Source organism: Mycobacterium kyogaense, from assembly GCF_003254575.1.
GTDB classification, from domain to species: domain Bacteria; phylum Actinomycetota; class Actinomycetes; order Mycobacteriales; family Mycobacteriaceae; genus Mycobacterium; species Mycobacterium kyogaense.
Genome location: NZ_QJUA01000054.1, coordinates 1 through 26842, shown reverse-complemented (window position 1 = coordinate 26842; position 26842 = coordinate 1). Strand labels below are relative to the sequence as shown.

Below are 26842 nucleotides of genomic sequence, written 5' to 3'. Positions count from 1 at the left end.
TAGTATATGTACAGTCAACAAGGAGACCAGACCAACAGACAACTCGCATCGCTACGTCAGCCTCCAATATGTAGAAGAACCAGCCAACACGCATCGACACCCACAACCGCGTCCGCACCGACCGCGTCGACCAAGCCGGAGCCGTCACCCTGCGCGTCAACGGACGCCTGCACCACATCGGCATCGGCCGCCACCACTACCGAACCCGCGTCCTGATCCTCGCCCAGGACCACCACATCACCGTCATCAACGCCGCCACCGGAGAAGTCCTGCGCGACTTCACACTCGACCCCACCAGGGACTACCAACCCACCGGCGCCCCCAAAGGCCCCAAACGGAAGAAACCGCGGACCTAAAGTAGGTCCGCGGCTATTCCGATGTCGTGAGACATCACATAGTAGCGGGGACAGGATTCGAACCTGCGACCTCTGGGTTATGAGCCCAGCGAGCTACCGAGCTGCTCCACCCCGCGACGGGTGAACGCTAGGTTACCGGGGCGATCGCTAAGGCTCCAAATCGCCTGCTCAAGCGCCCGCGCGGCTGCCGCGAGCGTGCGCGAACTCGCTGTTTGCAACGGAGTGTTCGCCCCAGGCACGCACGCTCGCGCGAAAGAACTCACCCCCGGCGGGTGCGGATGACCTGACCCGTCGCCAGCACCCCTGCGGGGTCGTAGCGGTCCGCCAGCGCGGCGAGCCAGTGCAGCGTGTCCTCGCTGTAGACCCTCGCCGCGCGCGACGGGTCGTACGACGGCGCGAAGTTCGGCATCTGCCCGCCCGTCGACCACGGCTCGACGGCCGCGACCACCGCGGCCGCGTGCTGCGCGACCATGTCGACGATCTCGGGCACAGCCAGCCCGATCGTGGCCACGCAGAACGCCGCATCGCGGTGGCAGAACGCGCTGCGGTGCCGCGGTTCACGCGCCAGCGCGCCGCCCAGCATCCGCAGCTCCACGATCGCCTGCGGTGACCCCGACCCGGGACCCGCGACCGCCAGCAGCGCGTCAACGGCCTCCGGCGTCAACTGCGACAGCAGCGCATGGTTCTCGGTCACCGGCATCGGGTCCGCCGGATCCCCGTGCACCGCACCGATCGCCGCGTAGGGCATCACGCCCACGGTGTCCAGCAGCGGCGTCGCCGCCGCCCGCATCGGCGCCAACAGCTGTTCCGCCTCGGCCACGTCACACAGCGCGGTGTACCGCACCGCCACAGTCATCTTGCCGGCCAAGGCCTCCGGAACACCGGGCAGCGGCGGCAACTGCTGAATGGCGAGCGACGTGTTCACCGTCTCCGGCAGGCCGGCACTCCACGCCGCCCACGCATGCAGCACCGCACCCGCATCCGTGCCGTCGAAAAACATTGCTCCGCCGTAGAACTCGGCGATCGGCAGCAGATCGATCTCGACGGCGGTGACGATCCCCAGCGTCGCCTTCCCGCCGCGCAGCCCCCAGAACAGGTCGGCATTCTCGTCCGGCGTCGCTCGCAACACCCGACCCTCGCCGGTGACCACCTCGAACGCCCGTACATGATCCGACGACAGCCCCACGGTGCGCACCAGCGGTCCGATCCCGCCACCGGTCAGGAAGCCCACGACACCCACGCCGGGAGCCGATCCGCACAGCGGCGCCAATCCGTGCGGCGTCGCGACGTCGAGCACGTCCTGCCACCGCGCCCCCGCGCCCACGCGGGCGGTGCGGCTCAGCACGTCCACCGCGCAGTGCTTCATGGCCGCCGTCTGCACCAGGATGGCGTCCGCGCCGACGCCGACGGCGCCGTGCCCGGTCGCCTGCACCGTGACCGTGAACCCGTGTGCCGCAGCGAACCGCACCGTGCCGGCCACATCCTCGGGCGAGGTGGCGAGCACCACCGCTGCGGGCGTCACCGCGGCAGCCACGTTCCACGGCACGCACCGTTCGTAGCCGGGCTCGCCCGGCAGCGCGACATGGGTGGCGACGTGGTCGCGCAGCGTGCGCAGCACATCGCCGCGCGTCACGTCGGTGGTCATCGTCATCGGAGTCCTCTCGTCAAGCCCTGGTGGCGCGCTCAGCATCACCGAAGAGGCTTGGCGGCGGCTTGGTGCGCGTCACCAAGCGAAATCCAAGCGCCAGTATCGGGCCTTGGCCGCGCGCTCGCGGGCCGTGAGCGCGCGCGGAATGCACGCGTGTCACGGCGTGGCGGTGTGCAGACACGCGCGCTCGCCGAACTCAGGGCAGGGCGCGGGCCGATGCTGCGACGCCGAGCATGCCGGCGCGCTCCGCCTCGGCGGCGAGGGCGGCGGCGGCTGCCGCACGCTCGGGCGAGGGTTCCATCAGCTCGCAGTCCACGAGCCGGCACCGCAGCAGCGTGGGCGCTCCCCCGGTCCGCTCGGCCAGCGCCCGCGCCGTGGCCAGGTCCGCCCGCGCCCGCGCCACATCGCCGAGCACAGCGTGCAGACGGGCCGTGGCCAGCGCCACCGGCCCGGCCAGCCCGACCTGGCCGATGGCCGCGATTCGCTCGCGATGCGGCGTCAGCTGGTCCAGCAGGGGCTCGGCGAACTCAGACAGGCCGTGATCGGCCGCCAGGTGCGCGAGCAGGGTCTGATGCCCCAGCGTCGTCCAGATGTGGCCCCGGTCGATCGTGTCGGACCACTCGCGCAGCATCGCCGTCGCGTCCGCGAGCACGTCCGGCGTCGGCGTCATCGTCAGCAGCGCCGCGCGCACCACGCCGACCATCCCCTGCCCGCCGGTCTCGGTGTTCGCCCGCAGACCGGCCCAACTCGGGTCGAGCGCTTCCCCGGTCTCCCGCAGCAGCGACGCCGCCGCCAGCAGACCACTGCCGGCCTCGTAGAGCTCGGTCTGCTCGTGCACGTGCGCCGCGGTGGCGTGGTGGCGTTGCGCCTCGGCGAAGTCGCCCGCCCACATCGCCAGCACCGCCTCCATCCACCGCAGCTGGGCCCGCAGCACCGGCAACCGCAGTTCCTCACTGCCCGCGATGCCCGCCCGCAGATGCGCGCGCGTGCCCGCGACGTCCCCCAGATACATCGACGCCATCGTCGCCACCGAATGCGCGATCACGGCATCTTCGCGAGAACGACTGTGCCGCAGCCCGTCCAGCTGCTCCACCCACATCAGGATCTGCTCACTGTGACCGCTCACCCCGGAGTAGGTGATGAGACGGCCGATCAGCACATCGGCCAGCACGTCGGTGTCACCGGTCTGCTCGGCCACCCGCTCAGCGCGCTGCAGCAGGGTTGCCGCCACTGCCGAGTCAGGGTGGTAGCAGTGTCCGACGGCCAGCGCAGGCAGCACCCGCGCCGCCGCAGCCGGATCGTCGCCCGCCAGCGTCGCCGCCTGTGACAGCAGCTCGAGCAGCTCGCCGGGGTCGCGTCCCGGCGCCAGCCACGGCCAGCACCCGCTGGCCCGCAGCAGCGCGCTCGCTACCCGGCCCGCCGTCGCCGCACGCCCGGCGCGCAATGCCTCGCTCAGGAACCGCTGCACGCTGTCGAGCACCAATTGTCCCCGCCCGGCCCGCGAATGTGCTTCCAGCAGTTCGACAGTCAGCGCATCACGCTCGGCATCGTCGCGCGCCGAGGCCGGCAACCGATCATAGGCATCGAGTGCCGCCTGCCACCACCGCGCGGCGATGTCCGAACTCCACTGTGCGGTCGCATGTTCGGCCGCCAGCCGGCACGCCCGCACGACCACCGCCGGTTCCACCAGCGGCTGCGCGGCGACCAGATGCTGCGCCCGCCAGGTCGGCGCATCGGGTTCGACGTTGTCGGCCAGGACGTCGGCGACCTTGGCGTGCAACCGCTGTCGGCGCAGAGCCGGGATGCCGGCCAGCAACTGATCGCGCAGCAGTCCGTGGGCGAACTCGTAACCGTCGGTGGTGTGTGCCGCGACCACGATGCGCTCGTCGGCCGCCTCGTCGAGGTAGTCGGCGAGCGTATCAAGATCCAGTCCGGTGGCCGCGGCGAGCACCGGCACGGCGGCGGCATCGATCACGTCGCCGATCACCGCGGCCGTCCGCAGCACAGCCATCACCGCAGGGTCCAGGGCAGCGAGCCTGCGATCCAGCACCGACCGCACAGCGCGCGGAATCTCGTTGGCGGCGCGCTCTTCTCGCGGCAACCGGGCATATTCGGAGACGAAGAACGGGTTGCCGCCTGTGCGGGCGGCGAGCTCGGCGGCCTCGTCGGCTGTCACCGGGTCCTCGGCCACCACATTCGCCAGCGCCGCAACGTCTTCCGACGAAAGCGCCGGAACGGCGATGTGGCGGTTGTCCTCACCGCGCGCCACCGTGCTCAGCAGCCGCGCCACCTCCGCCGCGTGGTCGCCGTCGCGCAGCGTGAGCACCACCAGAAGACGATGGTCGCGCAGCGCGCTCGCGATGTAGGCCAGGCAGCTCGCCGATGCGGTGTCGGCCCACTGCACGTCATCGATCACCACGGCCAGCAGCCGGGGCGCAGCCTCCAGGAGCGATTGAACTCGCTCGTAGACGAGGAATCTCGCGGTATCCGGGTCGGCGTGCGGGGGCACTTGCAACGCGTCATCCGGGTCGCCGCCCAGCGCGCGCACCAGCTGACGCATCGGCCACCACGGCGGCGTGGCCCTCTCGTCGGGGCAGTTCACCCACACCACGTCGCCGCCCGCCGACGCGGCCATCGCGCCGATCTCTTCGGCCAGCCGTGTCTTGCCGATACCGGGCGGACCCGAGAGCACCAGCCATCTCGTCGCACCCGCGCTGACCCGGGCCAGCAGCTCGCCGGCCCGCGACAACTCCCGGACCCGGCCCACCAACGGCGCCCGCGCCGGCACCTCGGCAGTCGGCGCGGTGTCGTGGGTGGCCGGCGCAGGCACCGGGATCGTGTGTGCACCCGTCCATTTCGCCGGCCGCGGCCACCCCGCCAACTCGGGTGCCTGCCGCAGCACCGCGGTCTGCAACTCCCGCAACTCCCGTCCCGGCTCCAGCCCCAACTCCTCGTCGAGGCGTTGCGCGTGACGGGTGTAGGCCTCCAGCGCCTCGGCCGGCCGGCCGGCTCGATACAGCGCCAGCATCTGCAGTCGGCATCCGCGGTCGGCGAACGGATCGAGCGTTCGCAGCGCCGCCGCTTCGGTCACCGCCCCCGCCACCCTGCCGAGCGCGAGCAGCGCGACCACGTGGTTGGCCACACACTCGATCCGCATCTCGGCGAACCGGGCCGCATCGTCGCGCAGCCACGGCGCGCCCGCCAAGTCGTCGAGCAGATCACCACGAATCAGGCCGAGTGCCTCACCGGCCGCTGCGGCCGCCTGCTCCCAGTCCTCGGCCTCGATCGCGGCACCCGCCCGCTGGCAGGCGGCGGAAAACACCGCCAGGTCAATGCTGTTCGGATCGACGTCGAGCACGTAGCCGGGAGGACGACGCACGATCGGGGAGGCCATCTGCGTCTCCGCCGACGCGCCGCGCAGCGCACGCCGCAGGTTCGACACGTAGGCCTGCAGGCTCGCCGTCGCACTGGCCGGGACGTCCTCGCCCCACACCGCATCGACGAGGCGGTCCACCGAGACCACCCGTCCGGCAGCCAGCGCCAGCATCGCCAGGACCACCCGCTGCTTGGGCGGACCGATGTCCACCAGGGTGTCCTCGTCGACCACCTGCAGGGGGCCGAGCAACCGATACCGCACCGGCCGACGGGGTTAGGGGGCCGACTTGTATTCGCTCACCGCGTCGTCGAGGCGTTGCAGCGCCTCGCCGTACCGCGCGAAATCACCACTGCGCTGCGCCTCTTGCAGTGCATCCAGCGCGGTGTTGACCTGCTCCAGCGCAGCCGATTTCGCCGCGGAGAGCTGCGTCGGACCCGTGGGCGGCACCGCCACCGGGACCTCCGGCCGGTTCTGCGGAGTCTGGCCCTGCTGGTTCGGCGGCGCAGCGGCCGGCGGCTGACCCGTCTGGGGACGCGACTGCGGTTGCGCCCCGACACTGTCCCCGGTCGGCGCCGGACCCGTCGCGGTGGCGTCAGCACCCGGACCGAACAGATCGGTCAGAGCGTCACGCACCGTCGGGCCGTAGCCGATCTTGTCGTTGTACATCATCGCGACACGGATCAGACGCGGATACGACGACGCCGCATCGCTGGCACCCGGCGAGGCGTACACCGGTGCCACATAGAGCAATCCACCCTGCCCCAGCGGCAGTGTCAGCAGGTTGCCCCACCTGATGCGGTTCTGGTTGTCGCGACCGATGACACCGAGGTCCTGGCTGACCGCGGTATCGGTACTGATCGCGTTGAACGCCAGCTTCGGACCGTTGACCTGACCGGGGATCGTCAACACCGTGATCTTGCCGTAGGTGTCCGGATCGGAACTGGCGCTGATGTAGGCCGCCAGGAAGTCGCGACGGAACCGGTTCATCGCACTCGTCAGCTGGAACGATGTCGAACTGTTGTTCTCGGCAAGGTTTTTCGCGACGATGTAGTACGGCGGCTGATAGCTGCTCGCGGTCGGGTTCGGATCCAGCGGCACGTCCCAGAAGTCCGATGTCGAGAAGAACGTCACCGGATCGTCGACGTGGTACTTGGCCAGCAGCGCGCGCTGGACCTTGAACAGATCCTCGGGATAGCGCAGGTGCTCCTGCAGTTCCGGGCTGATCTCACTCTTCGGCTTGATCGTGCCCGGGAAGACCTTCATCCACGCCTGCAGCACCGGATCGGCTTCGTCCTGGGCGTACAGCGTCACGGTGCCGTCGTAGGCGTCGACGGTGGCCTTCACCGAGTTGCGGATGTAGGACACCTGCTTGTCCGGCTGCAGCCGGTTCAGCGCCACCTCGTTGGAGTCGGTGGTCAACGACGACAGCGACGTCAACTCCGAATACGGGTAGTTGTCCAGCGTGGTGTAGCCGTCGACGATCCACACCATGCGCTTGTTGACGATCGCCGGGTAGGTCGCGGTGTCGGTGGTCAGCCACGGCGCGACGGCCTTGACCCGCTCGGACGGATCGCGCTTGAACAGGATCTTGCTGTTGTTGTTGATGACGTTGGAGAACAGGAAGTTCCGCTCGGCGAACTTGGCCGCGAACACGCTGCGGTTGAACCAATTGCCCAGCGGCACACCACCGGCACCGGTGTAGGTGTAGTTGCGGGTGTCGGTGTTGGTCTCGTAGTCGTACTCGCGGTCGGCGCCGTTCTTGCCGACGATCGCGTAGTCGGCCGAGGTGCTTGCGATGACCGGGCCGAAGTAGATGCGCGGCTGATCCAGCGGAGCCGGCCCGGGTGAGATCACCTCGCCGTTCGCGCCGACCACGCTGGCCAGGAACTCCGGGTAACCGCCGTTCTGGTTGGGGTCATTGGCCACCCCGCGGACCGTGTTGGCCGGGGACGCGATGAAGCCGTTGCCGTGGGTGAACACGGTGTGCCGGTTGATCCAGTCGCGCTGGTTGTCGATCAAGCGGTCCGGATTGAGCTCGCGCGCAGCCACCACGTAGTCCCGCAGATTGCCATCGGCATCGGGATAGCGGTCCATGTTCAGCTGATCGGAGAAGAAGTAGAAGTTCTTGCCCTGCTGGAACTGCGTGAACGCCGGCGCGACGATGTTCGGGTCGAGCACCCGGATGTTGGAGGTGGTGGCGCGATCGGCAGCGACCTGCTGCGCGGTGGCCGGTGCGTTGCCCGGGTAGTCGCGGTAGGTGACCTCGTTCTCGGTCAGCCCATAGGCCTGTCTGGTCGCGGCGATGCTGCGGCCGATGTACTCGCTTTCCTTCTGCGCGGCGTTGGGGCGCACGCTGATCTGCTCGACCACCAGCGGCCAGCCCGCGCCCACGATCAGTGACGAGAGCAGCAGCAGGACCACGCCGATCGCCGGGATCCGCAGATCACGCAGCACGATCGCGGAGAACACCGCGGCGGCGCAGATCACCGCGATCGCCATCAGGATCAGCTTGGCGGGCAGCACCGCGTTGATGTCGGTGTAGCCGGCGCCGGTGAACGGCTTACCGCCGCGGGTGTGGCTGAGCAGCTCGTACCGGTCGAACCAGTAGGCCACCGCCTTGAGCAGCATCAGCACGCCGATCAGCGTGATCAGCTGGATGCGTGCGGCACGGGACAGCGCGCCGGTGCGGCCAGACAGCCGAATCCCGCCGAACAGATAGTGGCCCAACAGGTTTGCGATGAACGCCAGGAACGTCGCGACGAACAGATACGACAGCACCAGCCGGTAGAACGGCAGGTCGAACGCGTAGAAGCCGAGGTCGATGCCGAACTGCGGGTCGGCGATGCCGAAGTCACCGCCGTGCAGGAACAGCTGCACCTGTTCCCAGTAACTCTGTGCGACGAAACCCGACAGCAGACCGATGAACGCCGGCACCCCGAGCCCGATCAGGCGCAGGCGCGACATCACCGCGGTGCGGTAGCGCGCGATCGGATCGTTGGGGCCGGCCGTCGGCACGAACACCGGACGGGTGCGATAGGCCAGCGCCAAGGCGGCGAACACGACCGCACCGATCACCAGCCCGACGACGAGGAAGATGAGGAGCCGGGTGACGATCTGGGTGGTGAACACCGACCGGTACCCGAGCTCACCGAACCAGAGCCAGTCGACATAAGCGTCGACGAGGCGGGGCCCGATCAGCAACAGCAGGACCACCACCAGCGAGATGGCGATCAGAATCCTGCTTCGCCGCGTCAGCTTCGGCATTCTCGCGGCCGGCCGCATACTCACTCGACTACTCCACTCTCGGATGTTCCCAGCAGTTGTCCAGTCACTCTACTGATCGAGATCCCCGACCGGCCTCAGCAACGAGGAGGTTCACCACCAGCGGAAAGGGTCCGCAGGCCGTCGATGGCGTGCGTGAGGGTGTCCACCTTGATCAGCTCGATGCCCTTCTCGTCGGCTGACGTCGCCTCGTCGCAGTTGTCCGCGGGCACCAGGAACACCGAGGCGCCGGCGTCCTTGGCCGCGGTGATCTTGTGGGTGATGCCGCCGATCGGACCGACCTCGCCGTCACCGGTGATGGTGCCGGTGCCCGCCACGAACTTCCCGTCGTTGAGGTCACCCGTGGTCAGCTTGTCGACCACGGCGAGGCTGAACATCAGCCCGGCCGACGGGCCGCCGATGTTGGCCAGGTGGAAATCGATGGAAAACGGCGCCCACGGCGCGTCGAGCACATTGACACCCAGGACGCCGTGCGGACGGTCCGGCCGGGAGCCCAGCGTGACCTCGGCGATGCCCGCGGGTTCGTTCTTGCGGCGGTAGTCGACGACGACCTTCTCGCCCGGTTTGGTGGCCTGGATGATCTTGCTGAACTCGTCGAGGTTCGCGACCGGCGTGTTGTTCACCGCGTCGATCGCATCGCCGGCCTGCAGTTTGCCCTTCGAGGGACCCTTCTCGTCGATGCTCTGCACCGTGATCGCCATCGGATACTTCAGGTAGGACAGGGCGGCGTATTCGGCGCTGTCCTCGGAGTTCCGGAAGTCGGTGGTGTTCGCCTCGTCGATCTCTTCGCGCGACTTGTCCGGCGGATACACCAGTTCGCGCGGGATGAGCTGATCGCGACCCGAGGCCCAGAAGATCAGCGCCTGCCCCAGCGTCAGCCCGTCCATCTGCGAGACCGTGGTCATGTTGAGGTGCCCGCTGGTGGGCTTCACCTCGGTGCCCTCGATGTCGACGACTTCCTTGCCGTCCACCTGGCCGAGCGTGTTGAACGTCGGCCCGGGCCCGAGCGCGACGTAGGGCACCGTCACCGTCGTCGCGAGCACGCCGAACACGATGATCGGCACGAGCGCCACGATCAGAGTGGCAATCCGCCTGTTCACGCCGTTCACAGTAGAGGTCAGGAGCAGGTTCACTCTCAGCGTGACCCGCGTGCCCACACCGACGCGCCGCGATGAGTACCGTTGGGGCCATGCCTGACCTGCCTTTCGGCTTCTCTTCCGGCGACGATCCCGAGCGCGACAAACGCAAGGACGGCTCCGGTTCGGGCTCTGGTCCCGGCGATCCGTTCGGCGGTGCGTTCCCCGGCGGCCAGTTCGACATGTCGCAGCTCGGGCAGATCTTCTCCCAACTCGGTGAGATGTTCAGCGGCACCGCGAAGTCCGGCGGCGGCCCGGTGAACTACGACCTCGCCCGGCAGCTCGCGTCGAAATCGATCGGCTTCGTCGCCCCCGTCTCCGAGCAGACGACCTCGGCGCTGGGCGACGCGGTGCGGCTCGCCGAGACGTGGCTCGACGGCGTCACGCCACTACCGGCGGGCACCACGCGAACGGTGGCCTGGACGCCGACCGACTGGATCGACAACACGATCCCGACGTGGAAGCGGCTGTGCGATCCCGTCGCCCAGCAGCTGTCGACGGTGTGGGCCCAGGCGCTGCCGGAGGAAGCCCAGGCGATGGCCGGTCCGCTGATGGCGATGATGTCGCAGATGAGCGGCATGGCGTTCGGCTCCCAGCTCGGCCAGGCGCTGGGCACGCTGTCGAAAGAGGTACTGACCTCCACCGACATCGGCCTGCCGCTGGGTCCCACCGGTGTCGCGGCGTTGATGCCCGAGGCCATCGAGGCGCTCGCGGGAGGTCTCGAGCAGCCGCGCAGCGAGGTCGTGACGTTCCTGGCCGCGCGGGAAGCCGCACACCACCGGCTGTTCAGCCACGTGCCGTGGCTGTCGACGCAGCTGCTCAACGCCGTCGAAGCGTTCGCCAAGGGCACCAAGATCGACATGAGCGGCATCGAGGAGTTCGCCCGCGACTTCAACCCGGCCTCGCTGAGCGACCCGTCGCAGATGGAACAACTGCTCAACCAGGGGATCTTCGAGCCCAAGGCGACTCCGGAGCAGACCGCCGCGCTGGAACGGCTCGAGACGATGCTCGCCCTGATCGAGGGATGGGTGCAGACGGTCGTGTCCAACGCCCTCGGTGACCGCATCCCCGGCACGGTCGCGCTGTCGGAGATGCTGCGACGCCGCCGGGCCAGCGGCGGGCCGGCCGAGCAGACGTTCGCGACGTTGGTCGGCCTCGAGCTGCGGCCCCGCAAGATGCGGGAAGCGGCCGCGCTGTGGGAGAAGCTGACCGAGGCCGTCGGCGCCGACGCCCGTGACGGCGTGTGGGCCCACCCCGATCTACTGCCCAGCTCCGCTGACCTCGACGAGCCGGCCGCCTTCATCGACCGGGTGATCGGCGGCGACACCACCGATCTCGACAGCGCGATCGAAGCGGCGCTGGCCGAGGGTGACCGCCAGAAGAACAGCGATGAGGACCCGCCCCGCGACGCCTGAGGGCCTGTGGATAACTCGGCTCGGCGGCTGACCGGCGTGTCACTGTCGTCGCATGACCCGCTACGCCCTGGACTCGGCCACCCCCGTGCTGTCGCGCCCGGACGGCACCGTCCAGGTCGGTTGGGATCCGCGCCGAGCCGTCGTCGTACACCCGCCGCCCGGGCTGGCCGCCGGCGTCCTCGCTGACCTGCTGCGCGCGCTGCAAGCCGCAGCGACCCTGCCTGAGCTGCAGCTCCTCGCCGCCGGACACGGCGCCGACGCCGCCGTCGTCACCGACCTGATCGCCCACCTCGTCGACACCGGCGTCCTGACCGCCGCCGCACCGGCGCCCACCCGCTCGCCCGCGGTCCGGGTGCACGGCGACGGCCCCCTGTCGGACCTGATCGCCTCCACACTGGCCGGCTCCGGGGTCCGCGTCAGCTCCAGCAGCAGGGCATACGCCTCCGCCGCCGGCGCCGACCTCGCCGTCCTCACCGACTACCTCGTGGCCGACCCTCGAGTGGCGCGCGAGCTGCACGACGCCGGTGTCCCCCACCTCGCGGTGCGCGTCCGCGACGGCACCGGGCTCATCGGGCCCCTCGTCATCCCCGGCGTCACCAGCTGTCTGCGGTGCGCTGACCTGCACCGCAGCGACAAAGATCCCGCATGGGCCGCGGTCGCCACCCAGCTGTCGCGGACCGTCGGCACCGCCGACCGCGCCACGGTGCTGGCCACCGCTGGGTTGGCGCTGCGCGAGATCGCCCACATCCTGCGCGTCGTGCACACCGATTCCGGGCCCGCCGCACCGCCACCGGCGACCATCGACACCACGCTCGAATTCGACCTGAGCAGCGGCACCGTGACCGCGCGCCGGTGGTCTCCGCACCCCGACTGCTCGTGTTGAGCAGCATTCTCCGGTTGGAAGTTCAGCATGGTCGTGGATGATGGACTGGTGAGTGACATCAAGCGGGGCCGCGCCGCGCGCAACGCCAAGCTGGCCTCGTTGCCGGTGGGCATGGCCGGGCGTGCTGCGCTGGGCTTCGGCAAACGGTTGACCGGCAAGTCCAGGGACGAAGTCAACGCCGAGCTGATGGACAAGGCCGCCCAGCAATTGTTCACTGTGCTGGGCGAACTCAAGGGCGGCGCGATGAAAGTCGGCCAGGCTCTGTCGGTCATGGAAGCCGCCATTCCCGAGCAGTACGGCAAGCCGTACCGAGAGGCGCTGACGAAGCTGCAGCGCGAGGCTCCGCCGCTGCCCGCAGCAAAGGTGCACAGGGTCCTCGACCAGCAGCTCGGCACCAAATGGCGGGACCGGTTCCAGTCGTTCGACGACAAGTCCGTCGCCTCGGCCAGCATCGGCCAGGTGCACAAAGCGGTATGGGGTGACGGCCGCGAGGTCGCGGTCAAGATCCAGTACCCGGGCGCCGACGAGGCGCTGCGCGCCGACCTGAAGACCATGCAGCGGATGGTGAGCGTCCTCAAGCAGCTCAGCCCCGGCGCCGACGTCCAAGGCGTGGTGGACGAGCTGATTCAGCGCACCGAGATGGAGCTGGATTACCGGCTCGAAGCCGACAACCAGCGCGCCTTCGCCAAGGCCTACGCGGGCGATCCGCACTTCGTGGTGCCCAACGTGGTGGCCAGCGCCCCGAAAGTCGTGATCCAAGAGTGGATCGAGGGTATCCCGCTGTCGCAGATCATCCGCGAGGGCACGCAGGAACAGCGGGATCTGATGGCCACCCGGCTCTTCGAGTTCTGCAACGACGCACCGACGCGGCTAGAAATGGTGCACGGCGACGCCCATCCCGGCAACTTCATGCTGCTACCCGAGGACAAGATGGGCGTCATCGACTTCGGCGCCGTCGCACCCATGCCGGGCGGCTGGCCGGTCGAGTTGGGGCAGATCATGCGCTACGCCCTGGACAAGGAGTACGACAAGCTGCTGCCGACGATGGAGCGGGCCGGCTTCATCCAGAAGGGCCAGCAGGTGTCCACCCGCGAAATCGACGACATGCTCAAGCAGTACGTCGAGCCGCTGGAGGTTCCCGAGTTCCACTACACGCGTAAGTGGTTGCAGCGCATGACAACTCTGGAACTGGACAAGGCGGCGGGTCAGATCAGGGCCGCCCGACAGATGGACATCCCGCCGAAGCTGGCGATCCCGATGCGGGTGATCGCATCGATCGTGGCGATCTCGTGTCAGCTCGATGCCCATGTGCCGACGCGCAGTATCGCCGAGCGGACGGTGCCCGGCTTCGCCGACCCCGACGCGGTGTAGCGCCGGGGTCGGACGATCAGGCCGCCACAGGTTGTCTCGCGTCCTTGCGCGGACGGCCGCGCGGCCGTTTGCGGGCGATGACCGTGCCCCGTTCGAAGATCTCGCCGCCCCACACACCCCACGGCTCCTGCCGTTCCAGCGCTGCGGTCAAGCACTCGCGCCGGAACGGGCAGTCTCCGCACAGCGCCTTGGCGCGTTCGAGATCGCGTGGGTCCTCGGCGAACCACAGGTCGGGGTCCTCGACATGACACGGCACCGCGAGCTTCGATCTCTCGCATGTCAGGGAAGACATGTCCGGTCCTTTCGCTTCCTGGTCGGTTTCTCATCAGTTGGTTCAGTCGGGGATCGGTGACCAGGTCCGAGAAAGACGAAGGCCACGGATCCGGGTGTCGGGTCCGTGGCCTGGGGTGGCGGTCGAGGCTCTACCTAATGGAAGCCCCTCACGGACGCGGCAGCCGTGCCGGCGATGGCGCGGCGCTTACGCGCGGCGGCAGCGGTGGCGCCGGCGGCGGGTGCGGAATGCACCGGGACGAATGCGCGCGGGAACCACTGGGTGCCGGCTACGGCGTAAGACATGTGATTGCTGATCATGATGGCGGCACCCTCCTTTCGCACGCGGACTTCGTGTGGTGCTCTGAGGCTAAACGGTATCAGGGAAAACTCTCAACACATTTTTGACCAGCACTTTTGGCGCGATCTTTACGATTTCTGGCGTTCGCGAACCAGCGCGAGCACGTCGGATCCGTACTGCTCCAGCTTGCGGGCGCCGATGCCGGGGATCGCGACGAGCGCGGCGTCGTCGGTGGGCAGCGCCTCGGCGATGGCGATCAACGTGTTGTCGGTGAACACCACGAACGCCGGCACGCTCATCTCCTTGGAGATGCGCAGGCGCCAATCCTTGAGCTGGGCGAGCAGTTGCTCGTCGAGGTCTGACGGGCAGGACTCGCACCGGCGCAGCATGATCGCCGCCGAGGCGGTCAGCGGGGCGTTGCACACCCGACACCGCGGCGCCGGGCCGCGCGGCTTGCGGGCTCGGCTCGGCCCGTCGTCGCGCTGGGACTGCGGGGCGATGCCGTTGAGGAACCGCGACGGTTTACGCCCCTGACGGCCGCCGGGTGTACGCGCCAACGCCCAGCTGAGCGCCAAATGCACACGCGCCCTGGTGATTCCGACGTAGAAGAGGCGACGCTCCTCTTCGACCGGTTCACTGTCGGGGCCGTGGGACAGAGCGTGCGAGATCGGCAGAGTGCCATCGGCGAGGCCGACGAGGAACACGGCATCCCACTCCAGGCCCTTCGCGGCGTGCAGCGAGGCGAGCGTGACACCCTGCACCACCGGGGGATGCCGGGAATCGGCGCGCTGCCGCAGCTCGACCAACAGCGTGCGCAGGTCCAGCTGCGGACGCTGCGCGACCTCGTCGTCGACCAGATCGGCCAACGCGGACAACGCTTCCCACCGATCGCGGACACGCGTGCCTGCGGGCGGCTCGGCGGTCAGACCCAGCGGCTCCAGCGTCGCACGGACCACATCGGGCAACGGTCCGTCGGCCTCCCGTTCGGCGGCCCGCTGCAACGCCACCAGAGCCTGCCGGACATCCTGGCGACTGAAGAAACCTTCACCGCCGCGCACCTGGAACGGGATACCGGCCTCGGTCAGCGCCTCTTCGTACACCTCCGACTGCGCGTTGATGCGGTACAGCACCGCGATCTCCGCGGGCGCGGTGCCGTTTTCGACGAGCTTCTTGACGCTGCGCGCCACCGCGGCGGCCTCGGCGACCTCGTCGGGATACTCGTTGAACGTGGGATTCGGACCGGGCGGCCGCTGACCGACCAGATGCAACCGGCTGCCGGCCATCCGGCCCCGCGCCGCGGCGATCACCCGGTTGGCCAGCGACACCACCTGCGGTGTGGATCGGTAGTCGCGCTCCAGCCGGACCACAGTGGCCTCCGGGAAGCGCCGCGAGAAGTCCAGCAGGTAGCGGGGCGAGGCACCGGTGAACGAATAGATGGTCTGGTTGGCATCGCCGACGACGGTCAGATCGTCGCGGTTGCCGAGCCACGCGTCGAGCACCCGCTGCTGCAGCGGAGTCACGTCCTGGTACTCGTCGACGACGAAGCAGCGGTAGCGATCGCGGAACTCACTCGCGACCGCGGCGTCGTTCTCGATGGCAGCGGCGGTGTGCAGCAGCAGGTCGTCGAAGTCCAGGAGCATCAGGTCATTGCCGCGGGCCTTGAGCGCCTCGTACCCCGCATAGGCGGCGGCCACCTTCGCCGCGTCGAACGGAATGTCACGCCCGGACCGGGCGACCGTCGCCGCGTAGTCCTCGGGACTGATCAACGACGCCTTCGCCCACTCGATCTCGCTCGCCAGGTCGCGCACGTTGTCGGTGCCGGTGGGCAGCCCGGTGCGGTTGGCGGCCTGGGCGACGACGGCGAACTTCGAGTCCATCAGCTGCCAGTCCGTGCTGCCGACGACGCGTGGCCAGAAGTAGGCGAGCTGGCGGCGCGCGGCGGCGTGGAAAGTCTGCGCCTGCACGGATCCGGTCCCGGTCCCGTCGTCGAGAGTGCGCAACCGGGCGCGCATCTCCCCCGCCGCGCGCTGGGTGAACGTCACCGCCAGCACCTGGCCGGGCGCGACGTGCCCGGCCGTCACCAGGTGCGCGATGCGGCGGGTGATGGTCCTGGTCTTGCCGGTGCCGGCACCGGCGAGCACGCACACCGGCCCGCGCGGAGCCAGCACCGCCTCGCGCTGCTCCTCGTCGAGGTCCTCGAGCAGCTGATCGCGTGACGCCGTCGGGGACATGGCGACCATCATGTCAGCGCGGCCCGACAAACGCGGGCTGCGCCGGGGCATGTTCGTCGGGTCAGCTACGTTGAAGGCCTTATGAGCGCTGAGAACACTGCCGCGGTGACCATGTACACGACGTCGTGGTGCGGGTACTGCGTGCGCCTGAAGAAGGTGCTGAAGAACGAAGGCGTCTCGTTCACCGAGGTCAACATCGAAGAGGACCCGGCCGCGGCGGAGTTCGTCGGCTCGGTCAACAACGGAAACCACGTGGTGCCGACGCTGAAGTTCGCCGACGGCTCGACGCTGACCAATCCCAGCGGCGCGCAGGTCAAGGCGAAGCTCGCCGGCTGAGCCCCGTCGCCCGGATCAGTCCAGCGCCGCCCAGGATTCGATGATCTCCCGGGCGATCGAGATGGAGCCGGGCAGCAGCAGCCGCGACGCGCTCTGCGAGCTCCAGTCCCCCTGATCGAGGGCCTCCCGGATTTCGGTACGGGTGAACCATTCCGCCTCGGCGATTTCGCCGTCGTTGAACGCGAACGGCTGCTCGGGATCCGCTCGGGCGTGAAATCCCACCATCAGCGAGCGCGGAAACGGCCAAGGCTGCGAGCCGAGGTACTCGACGTCGGTGACCGTGAGACCGATTTCCTCGGCGATCTCACGCACGACGCAGGACTCGAACGACTCACCCGCCTCCACGAACCCGGCGAGGATGGAGAACAACCGCGGCGGCCACATGGTCTGGCGGGCCAGGACCGCGCGGTCGTGCCCGTCGTGCACCAGGCAGATGACCGCCGGGTCGATGCGCGGGAACTCCTCGTGACCGGTGACGCTGTTGACCCGCCCCCAGCCCGCCTTGACCACTGTGGTCGGTGCGCCGTCGACCGGGCTGAATCGGGCGCTGTCGTGCCAGTTCAGCAGCGCAGTCGCGGTCGCGACGAGCTGGGCGCTGGCGTCGTCGAACACGTCGCCGGTGCGCCGCAGGTCGAGCACGTGGGTGTCGGCGTCCGGATCGTCGGGGGGTTGCAGCTCCGAGCGCACCGCCCACACGTGGCGCCCGTCGTCGAGACGACCGAGGAACACGGCATCCTCGGGCGGCGAGTCGGCCAGGTCGGTGGCGCGATGCAGCACCACCCTGCCGTCGGCGATCAACACCTGGTTGCGGCGATCCACGCGCAGCAGCTGCGCATCAGCCCAGCCGGCGATCGCCGCATCGATGTCGGTGCGCAGCGTGTCGGCGCGATCGGCGCCCACCCGGGACAGCAGTGGGACGTTGCGGAGACGGAAGCTCGTCATCGCTCGGCGTCCGCGGAGCGGATGTAGAGCAGCCGATCGCCGAGTTCGAGAGCGTCGACCTCCGGATCGTCCACGCGAATCAGCTTGCCGCCCCGGACGACGCCGAGCACGATGTCGGCCTGGTGCCGCGGCGAACCGCCCGCCTCCTTGGGCGAGACCTCCCGCTCCGCGATCGCGAACCCTGCGTCGGGGGTCAGCAGATCCTCCATCACCTCGACGACGCTGGGTGTCTGCACCGCGATGCCGAGCAGCCGGCCCGCCGTCTCGGACGTGACCACGGTCGAGTCGGCCCCGGACTGCTTGAGCAGATGCTGGTTCTCCGCTTCGCGGACCGCGGCGATGATCTTCGCGTTGGGCGCCAACTCGCGGGCGGTGAGAGTGACGAGGACCGCGGTGTCGTCCCGGTTGGTGGCGACGATGATCGACTTGGCGTGTTGAGCGCTGGCCAGCCGCAGCACCTCGGAGTCGGTGGCGCTGCCGCGGACCGTCACCAGGCCGGCGCTCTTGGCACGTTCGAGCGCGGCAGGATCCTCGTCCACGACGACGATGTCGGCGGGCGCGACCTCGTCGCCGACCATCGCCGCGGCGGCGGTCCGGCCCTTGGTGCCGTAGCCGACGATGATGATGTGGTTGCGCACTCTGCTCCTCCAGCGCTGGATTTGGTAGACCTGGCGCGACTGCGTGGTGAGGGTCTCGACGGTGGTACCGATCAGCACGATCAGGAATGCGACGCGCAGCGGCGTGATCACCAGAACGTTGACGAGCCGGGCTGACGGAGTGATCGGGGTGATGTCGCCGTAGCCGGTGGTCGACAGCGACACGGTGGCGTAGTACAGGCAGTCGAGGAACGACAGCGGGTTGTCCTGGACATCCCGGTAGCCGTCGCGATCCAGGTACACGATGAACACCGCGGCGAACAGGGCGGCCAACGCGTAGATGACGCGGGACGTGATGCGCCGCGACGGGCTCACCAGCGAGGTGGGGATCTGCACCCGGTCGGTCAGCGCGTGCACCGGCTGATCGGCCAGCGACTGGTCGAACCGACGGAGACGCCGGCGCAGCGAGCCCTCAGCCACGGGGGCCGGTCACGATGTGAGGCTGTCGCACCAGCACAATGTAATCATGACCACCTCCCCCACTGCACTGCAGCGGCTCGCGTCGTCATCGCGCGGCACCAAGATGGGTATCTGGCTGATCGGCATGGGGGTTCTGCACTTCCTCGCCCCCAAGCCGTTCGACTCGATCGTTCCCGAGGAACTGCCCGGCACGCAGCGGTTCTACACGCTGGCGTCGGGCGTCGCCGAGGCCGGCGTGGGCGCCTTGCTGGTGGCGCCCGCCACCCGCCGGATCGGCGCGCTCGGCGCGATAGCGCTGTTCATCGCCGTCCTGCCCGGCAATGTCAACATGTGCCGGTTGTGGTTCAAGGATCCGAACAAGTCCCTGCCGATGCGACTGATTTCCATCGCACGGCTGCCCATGCAGATACCGATGATCACCCAGGCTCTCAAGGTCTATCGAGAGAGCTGACGTCAGGCCGCATCGGTACCGGCCGGACCTGCGGGTTCGGCGAGCAGCGCCGCGAGTTCGTCGGCGTCCGGCCACACCTGAGGCATGATCGTCCGTCCTGACCGGACGTAGTGGAACGCCGCGCGCACCGACGACAGCGGGCACCCCTGCAGCCTCGACCACGCCAGCCGGTACACCGCGAGCTGAATGGCGTTGTGCTGCAACTCTTCCGGCGTCGACGGCGGATCGCCGGTCTTCCAGTCGAGCACAGTCACGCCACCGTCGACGTCGGCGAACACCGCGTCGATGCGGCCCCGCACGACCCGGCCGCCGAGCATCATGTCGAACGGAACCTCGACATCGATGGGCGTGCGCGCCGCCCACTCCGACACCGCGAAGGCCGACTGCAGATCCTCGAGCTCGCCACGGTCGTGCCGATCGGAATCCACAGCGCCGGGCAGATCGTCGAGATCGAACAGCTTCTCGGCTTGGTAGTAGCGCTGCACCCACTCGTGAAACACGGTGCCCAGCAACGCGTGCGCGGCGGGCGGCCGCGGCAGGCGCCGGTGCAGGCGCCGCGCCGCGGCATCGGGGTCGCGACCGAGCTCAACCATTGCACTGACCGAGACCTGCGCAGGCAGCGGCGGGACCTCGGGCTGCCCGGCACGCTCCCGCTCGGCCAGCAGCGCGTCGACATCAGCGACCCAACCGTGCCCGTCGTCCGTTGCCGGTGTCTCGAGTTCTCCCGCCCGCGCCGCCGTCACCAGTGCGGCTCCGTGGTGCACGCGGGAACGCCGTCCCACCAAGGGATCGTTCGGCCACATCGCCTCGACCACGCGGCCCCGCAGCGGGTTCGCCTCCCCGTCCGCGGGCGCATCGGCCCACACGTCGATCACGCCGCACGGCGTTCCGGCCGCCTCCGCCGCATCGATCGCGTCCTTGAGTTCGGTGAGGAACGTCGAGGGCCCACGAGGCTTGGATTCGGTCGCGCCCCAATGGTGACCGGACACCAGGAGGGTGTGTTCGGCGCGGGTGAGCGCCACGTAGAGCAGCCGCCGCTCCTCGTCGGCACGCCGCTGATCCAAACTGCGTTTGTGGTCGGAGATGGTGTCCGACAGAGACTTTCGATCATTCACCCGCGACGTGTCGAGAACCGGGACGCCGAGGTCGGACACCGCGGCGCAATCACCGCGCAGCAGCGGCGGCAAGTCGGCGGCATCGGTGAGCCACGTCCGCGGCGATGCCGTCGATGGAAAGACCCGGCCCGCGAGGTGCGGCACCGCCACGATCTGCCATTCGAGTCCTTTGGCCGCATGCACGGTCAGGATCTGGACGCGGTCCGCGGCGACGGTGACCTCGGCGGGCGCCAGACCGTTCTCGACCTGCTCGGCCGCATCCAGATATGCCATCAGCCCCGACACCGTTGCGCCGGAACGGTTGGCGAAGTCGGCGACGACGTCGGCGAACGCGTCGAGATGCTCGGTGCCCGACCATCCCGCTGACACCGGCCTGGCCGCCCTGGCCTCGGCGTCCACGCCGAGCATGCGACGGACTTCGGCGACGAGATCGGTCAGCGTCACGTCGAGATGAGCGCGCAGCGCAGCCAGTTCCCGGCCCAGGTCCACGATGCGGGCGTAGCCGTCGGGTGAGTAGGCCGCTGCAGGCCCCGGATCGCAGACGGCGTCGGCCAGGCACGCCGCATCCGCCTCGGGTCCGAGCTGCGACAGAACCTGCTCCACGCTGCCCCGCTCGGCCGCCGGCGCATCGTCGAGCATGATCGCCCGCCGCCAGAGGGCGACCAGGTCGGCGGCGCCCAGACGCCACCGCGGACCGGTGAGCACCCGCACCGCCGCCGCGCCGGCCGTCGGATCGGCGGCCAGCCGCAGCATCGCGACAACGTCGGCGACCTCGGGCACCGCGAGCAGCCCGGCCACTCCGACCACCTCGGCGGCAATACCGTGACGCGCCAGCGCGTCAGCCATGGGCGCCGCATCGGCGTTGCGGCGCACCAACACTGCCGCCGTCGGCGCCACCCCTGCAGCCGCGGTCGCAGCTCGGTAGGCCTCTGCGACCTGCTCGGCGACCCACTCCCGCTCGGCCTCGACGTCGTTGAGCAGCGCGCACCGCACCTGTCCGGGGACCGCATCGGGTCGGGACAGCAGCGGGCGCACCGACACCGATCGGTGCCGCGCCTCGGTGGACACCTCGTTGGCCAGATGCAGCACCTCGGGAGGGTTGCGCCAACTCGTGCGCAACTCCAGCGTCGGGGCAGGCGTCCCGTCGCCGAACGGGAAGTCGGTGGTGAACCGCGGCAGGTTGGTCGCCGAAGCGCCACGCCAGCCGTAGATCGACTGGATGGGATCGCCGACAGCGGTCAGAGCGAGTCCGTCGTCGACACCGTTGCCGAACAACGACGTCAATGCCACCCGCTGGGCATGCCCGGTGTCCTGATACTCGTCGAGCAGCACGACGCGGTAGCGCTGCCGGAGCTGCTCGCCGACCTGAGGGAACTGCGAGGCCAGCCGGGCGGCCGCGCTCATCTGGGTGCCGAAATCCACCACGCGTTCCTCACGCATCCGCTGGTGCAGCGCGTCGATCAGCGGCACCAGGGCGCTGCGCTCGGTCTGGGTGGCGAGCATCCGCAGCAGCCATTGGCTGGGGCCTCGGTCGCGTTGGTAGGGGCCCGCCGGCAGGGTGTGGACCAGCTGTTCCAGCTCGACATGCGTGTCGCGCAGCGACGCGGTGTCCACCAGATGTTCCGACAGCTGACCGGCCAGGCGCAGCACCATCGCGGTGATCGCGGCCGGCGACTTCTCGGTGTCCAGCGGTCCCTCGTGCTCGCAGACCACTCGGAAAGCCAACTGCCACAACTCTGTTTCGCCGAGGAGGCGCACGTCAGGTTCGACGGGCAGCAGCAGACCGTGCTCGCGCAGCAAAGTGCCGGCAAAGGCGTGGTAGGTGCTCACCGTGACCGGATCGTCGACGAGACGGGCGGCGTCCGGGAGTGCCAGCCCGGCACCGGCCAGGCGCGCCAACCGCGTGCGGACGCGGCGGAGCAACTGGCCGGCCGCCTTGCGGGTGAACGTGAGGCCCAGCACCTCGCCGGGCGTCGCGAATCCGTTGGCCACCAGCCAGACCACTCGCGCGGCCATCGTCTCGGTCTTGCCTGCTCCGGCGCCGGCGATCACCACCAGGGGTCCGGGCGGGGCGCAGATGACGGCGGCCTGCTCGTCGGTCGGCGCGAAAAGTCCGAGGGCGTCGGCCAATTCAGCGGGACTGTAGCGCGGGTTCATCGGTCCTCGTTCGTGGTCTGGCGGGCCGGGCACATCGCCGCGACCGGGCAGTGCGCGCACCCGTCGTTGACCCGGGCGACGAACTGCGGGCCCTGCGTCGCCGCCGCGGCATCGCTGACCTGCGTCTGCCACTGGGCGTGACCTTCTGCTGTCAGCGGGTCCTGTTCACGTTCGGTGGCGCTGCCGCCGCTGGTCTTGCCGAGGTAGACGAGCCGGCCACCGCCGGGTTCGGCGCTCTCGGCCAGCAGCCCTTCAGCGACCGCCAGCTGGTACATCGCCAGCTGTGCGTGCGCCTGAGCGTCGTCCTTGGTGGCAGGGCTCTTGCCGGTCTTGATGTCGACCACGACCAACCGGCCCTCGCTGTCGCGCTCCAGGCGATCCAGACGACCGCGGATGCGCACCGCGGGCTGGTCGTCGGCGGCGGCCACCACCTCACCGTCGACGGCGATCTCGGTGCCGACTTCCGTGAACCGATTGCGGGTGTCCGCGCGCCAGCGGGTGAACGTGCTCAGCATCTCCTCGTGGCGACTGAGTTCGTTGTCCGCATGCCACTGAGCGTCGAAGGGCAGTGCAGCCCAGATCCGCTGGAGCTCCGTGTGCAGATGAGCCTCGGAAACAGCCGGGTCGGCCACCAGGGCGTGCACCAGCGAACCCAGAGCGGAACGCACGTCGCGCACCGAACCACCGCCGTGGCGCTCCAACAACCACCGCAGCGGACAGTCCAGCAGCATCTGCACCGTCGACGGCGACAGCGTGACGGCCTCGCCCGCACCGTCCCACAGCGGCGCCCGGGTGGACACCTCACGCAGGCCGTACCAGGATTCCGGATCGGAGCCGTGCACACCAGCTTCGGCGAGCCGAGCCAATTGCGTTGCCGCACAGATCCGCTGGACCTCGTCGACGTCCTCGGACGGGGAGCACACCACCGATCGCAACCGACCCACCACGGCATTGGTGGCCAACACCCGCGGCGCGCGCACCGGCAACTCCGACTCGGTGTGCGATTCGGTGGCCACCGCCGCGAGCTCGTGGCAGAACGGCGACGGCAGCAGGGCGGCATCGCCGTTGTCGCTGTCGACGGCGGTGACCAGGAGCCGGCGGCGGGCGCGACCGACCGCGGCGATGAGAAGACGGCGCTCCTCAGCGAGCAGGGGTGCGCGCCCGGACAGCGTGCGGTCCGCGGGATCGGCGACACCGTCGAGGACATCGACGAGCTGTTGGGTGGCCAGAATTCCACCACGCGCCGTCACGTTGGGCCACAGACCTTCCTGCAGGCCGGCGATGACGACGACATCCCACTCGCGATCCAGTGCCGCGTGGGCGCTGAGGACCGCCACCGCGTCGGCCGTCGGCCTGCGGTCGGAACGGGCCGGCGGCAGTGTCAATCCGGCGACGTGGTCGACGAGCCCACGCAGCGACGCGCCTGCGGTGCGCTCGACATACTGCTCGGCGACATCGAACAGTGCGGTCATCGCGTCCAGATCGCGGTCGGCCTGTTCCCCCACTGCGCCGCCCCGCTCGCTCGCCGCCAGCCACCGCCGCTGCAGGCCGCTGCGATTCCACGCCTGCCACAACGTATGTCGCGGATCGTCACTGCGCTTGGCGCTGTCACGCGCGGCGGTCAGCACGGTGCGCACCCGCTTCAGCGCGCGCCCGAGTTCGTCGGGCAGGCCGTCAACGGACCGGCCGGACCGGCCGGAGCCACCGGCACTGCCGCGGCCGGCCACCGCCGCGACCAGAAGCTCACCGAATTCAACCGCGGGGTCGGCGGCGCGTCGGCGCAGCGCACGACGCAACTGACGCAGCGACACCGGATCGACCCGCCCGATCGGCCCGGTCATCAAGGCCAGGGCACGCTCGGCGGTCAGACCGTCGACGGTCGCCTCCAGGACGGTCATCAGTGCGCGGATGGCGGGCATCGCGATCAGCGGCGCGTCGCTCTGCAGTCCGTCGACCGGTACGCCCGCCGCGGTCAGTGCCCGCGCGAGCGCGGGACCCATTCGGGGAACCGAGCGCACGATGACCGCCATGTCCGCCCACGGGATCCCGTCGACCAGGTGGGCCCGGCGCAGCGCATCGGCGATCACGGCGAATTCGGCGTGCGGCGTCGCGGCGATGCGCACCGCCACCGAACCTGCCTCGTCGCTGCCGGTCAGCGCCGCAGTGCTGTCGATGCCGGGCAGCCGACGGGTGAGCGCCTCGACGGCACGGGCCACCGACACAGAGCACCGGTGCGACTGCGTCAGCGTGATCGATGGACCGTCGGCGCGCAGCAGGGCCGGGTCCGCCCCTCGGTAACCGAACACCGTCTGCCGCGGATCACCCGCGATCACGCAGAGCTCAGCGCCTGCGGCGAGGACCTGCACCAGCCGCGCGGCCTGCGGATCGAGGTGCTGCGCGTCATCGACGAGCAGCAGTTGCACCCGCGCGCGCTCGGAGGCCAGCAGGTCGGCGTCGGCAGCGAGCGCCTCGAGGGCGGCGCCGACGAGCTCAGCAGCGCCCAACGCCGGCACCGTGGCCTGCGGAGCCGCCATCCCGACCGCGGCGCGGAGCAGCATGATCTGTTCGTAGGCCTGGGCGAACCGGCCGGCCGCCTGCCATTCGGGACGCTGTGCGCGCCGGCCGAGACGTTGCAGCGCCACCGGATCGATGCCGCGTTCGTTGCAGCGCGCCATCAGATCCCTCAGCTCGTTGGCGAAACCGACCGTCGCCAGCGCCGGGCGCAGCCGCTCGGGCCAGCGCACCGGGGAGGCGTCGCCGTCCTCGAGATCGCCGGCGAGCAACTCGCGGATGATGCCGTCCTGCTCGGCACCGGTGATCAACCGCGGCGGCGCGCCACCGGCCCGCTGGGCAGCCAGCCTCAGCACCGCGAACGCGTAGGAATGCACGGTGCGCACCAGGGGTTCCCGGATGACTGTCTGCTCCCCCGCAGCCAGGACCTTCGTGGTGATCGTCGCGCGCGCCTGCGCACTCAATCGCGACGAGCCCGTGAGCAGCAGAACCGATTCCGCGTCGCGGCCGGCCGCCAGGTGGCCTGCCGCGGCCTCGACGAGCGCAGTCGTCTTACCCGTGCCGGGACCGCCGAGCAACCTGATCGTGCCCCGCAGCCCGGGACGGGTCAGTGCCTCGGGAGTCAACTCGGTCTGCGGTGCGGACATGGACGCACTACATCACGAGGGTCCGACAAACGGCCCGCGCTGGTGCGCCGACCGGCGACGATGGCAGCATCGTGGGGTGACCGAACTGTTGTGCACCTATCGATTCGGACCGTCGTCGCCCGCCCGGGTGCTGGCGATCCACGGCCTCACCGGCCACGGCAGGCGGTGGGAGACGCTGTTCGACCGGCACCTTCCCGACGTGCCGGCCCTGGCGCCGGACCTGCTCGGCCACGGCCGCTCGTCCTGGGACGCGCCCTGGTCGATCGAGGCGAACGTGAGCGCCCTCGCCGCGCTTCTCGACAGCGAGGGCGGCGCGCCGGTCGTGGTGACAGGTCATTCGTTCGGCGGCGCGGTGGCGTTGAATCTGGCTGCGGCGCGGCCTGATCTGGTCTCCGGCCTGGTTCTCCTCGATCCAGCCGTGGCCCTCGACGGTCGATGGATGCGGGAAGTCGCCGACGACATGTTCGCCTCCCCCGACTACACCGACCGTGCCGAGGCCCGCGACGAGAAGACGGGCGGCTCGTGGGGCGAGGTCGAGCAGGCCGAACTCGATCGCGAACTCGACGAGCACCTGGTGGATCTGCCGAACGGGCGTGTCGGCTGGCGGATCAGCATTCCCGCGATGCTCGCCTACTGGAGTGAGCTCACCCGGCCGGTGCCCGTTCCGCGCGACGGCACCCCGACGGCTCTGGTGCGTGCGCTGCGCACCGAGCCGCCGTACGCCACCGATGAGTTGATCACCGCACTCGACGCCGGCCTGGGTCCGAATTTGACTGTGCTGGAATGGGATTGCGATCACATGGTGCCGCTGGCCAAGCCTGCGGAGACGGCGGCGCTGATCGCAGACCTGCTCGGCTGACGTGGCGGCGATCACCGACGCGCAGGTCGAGGCTGTCCGCGCACTCGTGGCGTCGGTCCCGGCGGGATCGGTGACCACCTACGGTGACATCGCCGCGGCCGCCGACCTGTCCAGTCCACGCATCGTGGCCTGGATCATGCGCACCGATTCGTCGGATCTGCCGTGGCACCGGGTGATTCGGGCCTCCGGCCGCCCCGCACCCCACCTCGCGACGCGTCAACTCGCCCGCTTACGCGCCGAGGGCGTGCTGGCCGAGGACGGCCGCATCGCGCTGGCGGAGTATCGCCACACCTTCTAGCTCACCCAGTGAGAGGCCACGGCTACGCTCAGGGCGATTTCACGACCCGGAATGCTGATATGGGGAGTGGTTTGTCAAGTGGGCAGGGTGAAGCGGCGGCCTCAACCGTCGTTGCGGCCGCCGCTTCCTCGGTCAGTGCTGGTCTCGGATGCCGGGACTGGCGCGCGTGTCGTAGCGACGG

Annotated in this window: 19 protein-coding genes and 1 tRNA gene; 7 read left to right on the top strand and 13 right to left on the bottom strand. The window is 69.6% G+C overall.

What is annotated here, in order from left to right:
* Positions 1 to 56: 56 nt before the first annotated feature.
* The 6 genes from DMB80_RS24975 to DMB80_RS24950 form a co-directional block, all read right to left on the bottom strand.
* Positions 57 to 233 carry a hypothetical protein gene (locus tag DMB80_RS24975; protein WP_162938701.1) on the bottom strand — a complete coding sequence of 59 codons (177 nt, stop codon included), beginning with the start codon at positions 231 to 233 and terminating at the stop codon, positions 57 to 59.
* Positions 234 to 398: 165 nt separating this feature from the next.
* Positions 399 to 472 (bottom strand) — tRNA-Met (locus tag DMB80_RS24970).
* A 143-nt stretch (positions 473 to 615) separates the two neighbouring features.
* Entirely contained in the window at positions 616 to 2007 is a 1392-nt protein-coding gene (locus tag DMB80_RS24965) for an FAD-binding oxidoreductase (protein ID WP_111512313.1), read from the bottom strand.
* Between the two features lie 193 nt (positions 2008 to 2200).
* A complete protein-coding gene (locus tag DMB80_RS24960) occupies positions 2201 to 5641 on the bottom strand; it encodes an ATP-binding protein (protein WP_111512312.1) in 3441 nt (1146 codons plus the stop codon).
* 12 nt (positions 5642 to 5653) lie between these two features.
* Positions 5654 to 8668, bottom strand: coding sequence for a UPF0182 family protein (locus DMB80_RS24955; protein ID WP_048422215.1), 3015 nt, complete (start codon positions 8666 to 8668; stop codon positions 5654 to 5656).
* A gap of 71 nt (positions 8669 to 8739) precedes the next feature.
* Positions 8740 to 9762: a YlbL family protein gene (locus DMB80_RS24950; protein ID WP_046365204.1), complete on the bottom strand. Its 1023-nt coding sequence runs from the start codon at positions 9760 to 9762 to the stop codon at positions 8740 to 8742.
* 89 nt (positions 9763 to 9851) lie between these two features.
* Between DMB80_RS24950 and DMB80_RS24945 the strand changes: the two genes are divergently transcribed.
* From DMB80_RS24945 to DMB80_RS24935, 3 genes are read left to right on the top strand one after another with little or no spacing between them, the layout of a single operon-like run.
* Entirely contained in the window at positions 9852 to 11213 is a 1362-nt protein-coding gene (locus DMB80_RS24945; RefSeq protein ID WP_111512311.1) for a zinc-dependent metalloprotease, read from the top strand.
* Between the two features lie 52 nt (positions 11214 to 11265).
* Positions 11266 to 12096 (top strand): TOMM precursor leader peptide-binding protein, encoded by an 831-nt coding sequence (locus DMB80_RS24940; protein WP_111512310.1) that lies wholly within the window; start codon positions 11266 to 11268, stop codon positions 12094 to 12096.
* Between the two features lie 33 nt (positions 12097 to 12129).
* Entirely contained in the window at positions 12130 to 13467 is a 1338-nt protein-coding gene (locus DMB80_RS24935; RefSeq protein WP_111512316.1) for a macrolide-binding ATPase MABP-1, read from the top strand.
* Positions 13468 to 13483: 16 nt separating this feature from the next.
* On the opposite strand, the gene DMB80_RS24930 is transcribed toward DMB80_RS24935, so the two are convergent.
* The 3 genes from DMB80_RS24930 to DMB80_RS24920 form a co-directional block, all read right to left on the bottom strand.
* Positions 13484 to 13759: a WhiB family transcriptional regulator gene (locus tag DMB80_RS24930; protein ID WP_111512309.1), complete on the bottom strand. Its 276-nt coding sequence runs from the start codon at positions 13757 to 13759 to the stop codon at positions 13484 to 13486.
* 134 nt (positions 13760 to 13893) lie between these two features.
* The gene (locus DMB80_RS24925) at positions 13894 to 14043 is read right to left on the bottom strand and encodes a hypothetical protein (RefSeq protein ID WP_162938700.1); all 150 of its coding nucleotides are present in this window, start codon (positions 14041 to 14043) and stop codon (positions 13894 to 13896) included.
* 123 nt (positions 14044 to 14166) lie between these two features.
* Positions 14167 to 16269, bottom strand: a complete 2103-nt coding sequence (locus tag DMB80_RS24920) for an ATP-dependent DNA helicase UvrD2 (RefSeq protein WP_240431378.1) — start codon at positions 16267 to 16269, stop codon at positions 14167 to 14169.
* An 81-nt stretch (positions 16270 to 16350) separates the two neighbouring features.
* Between DMB80_RS24920 and DMB80_RS24915 the strand changes: the two genes are divergently transcribed.
* On the top strand, positions 16351 to 16605 hold the full coding sequence (locus DMB80_RS24915; protein ID WP_111512306.1) for a mycoredoxin: 255 nt from the start codon (positions 16351 to 16353) through the stop codon (positions 16603 to 16605).
* Positions 16606 to 16620: 15 nt separating this feature from the next.
* Here the strand turns inward: DMB80_RS24915 and nudC are convergent, their stop codons facing one another.
* Together nudC and DMB80_RS24905 are read right to left on the bottom strand one after the other, a co-directional pair.
* Complete coding sequence (nudC, locus tag DMB80_RS24910) at positions 16621 to 17547, bottom strand: NAD(+) diphosphatase (RefSeq protein WP_111512305.1); 927 nt, start codon at positions 17545 to 17547, stop codon at positions 16621 to 16623.
* Positions 17544 to 18623 (bottom strand): potassium channel family protein, encoded by a 1080-nt coding sequence (locus DMB80_RS24905; protein ID WP_111512304.1) that lies wholly within the window; start codon positions 18621 to 18623, stop codon positions 17544 to 17546. Before DMB80_RS24905 ends, nudC begins: the two co-directional genes overlap by 4 nt.
* Before the next feature lie 46 nt (positions 18624 to 18669).
* Here DMB80_RS24905 and DMB80_RS24900 point away from each other — a divergent pair, with 46 nt between their 5' ends.
* The gene (locus DMB80_RS24900) at positions 18670 to 19074 is read left to right on the top strand and encodes a DoxX family protein (RefSeq protein ID WP_111512303.1); all 405 of its coding nucleotides are present in this window, start codon (positions 18670 to 18672) and stop codon (positions 19072 to 19074) included.
* A 2-nt stretch (positions 19075 to 19076) separates the two neighbouring features.
* On the opposite strand, the gene DMB80_RS24895 is transcribed toward DMB80_RS24900, so the two are convergent.
* Positions 19077 to 22346, bottom strand: a complete 3270-nt coding sequence (locus tag DMB80_RS24895; protein WP_111512315.1) for an ATP-dependent helicase — start codon at positions 22344 to 22346, stop codon at positions 19077 to 19079.
* The gene (locus DMB80_RS24890) at positions 22343 to 25504 is read right to left on the bottom strand and encodes an ATP-dependent helicase (protein ID WP_111512302.1); all 3162 of its coding nucleotides are present in this window, start codon (positions 25502 to 25504) and stop codon (positions 22343 to 22345) included. Before DMB80_RS24890 ends, DMB80_RS24895 begins: the two co-directional genes overlap by 4 nt.
* 76 nt (positions 25505 to 25580) lie before the next feature.
* Between DMB80_RS24890 and DMB80_RS24885 the strand changes: the two genes are divergently transcribed.
* Together DMB80_RS24885 and DMB80_RS24880 are read left to right on the top strand one after the other, a co-directional pair.
* Positions 25581 to 26363 (top strand): alpha/beta hydrolase, encoded by a 783-nt coding sequence (locus tag DMB80_RS24885; protein ID WP_111512301.1) that lies wholly within the window; start codon positions 25581 to 25583, stop codon positions 26361 to 26363.
* Between the two features lies 1 nt (position 26364).
* The gene (locus DMB80_RS24880) at positions 26365 to 26661 is read left to right on the top strand and encodes an MGMT family protein (RefSeq protein ID WP_111512300.1); all 297 of its coding nucleotides are present in this window, start codon (positions 26365 to 26367) and stop codon (positions 26659 to 26661) included.
* The last annotated feature ends 181 nt before the right edge of the window (positions 26662 to 26842 follow it).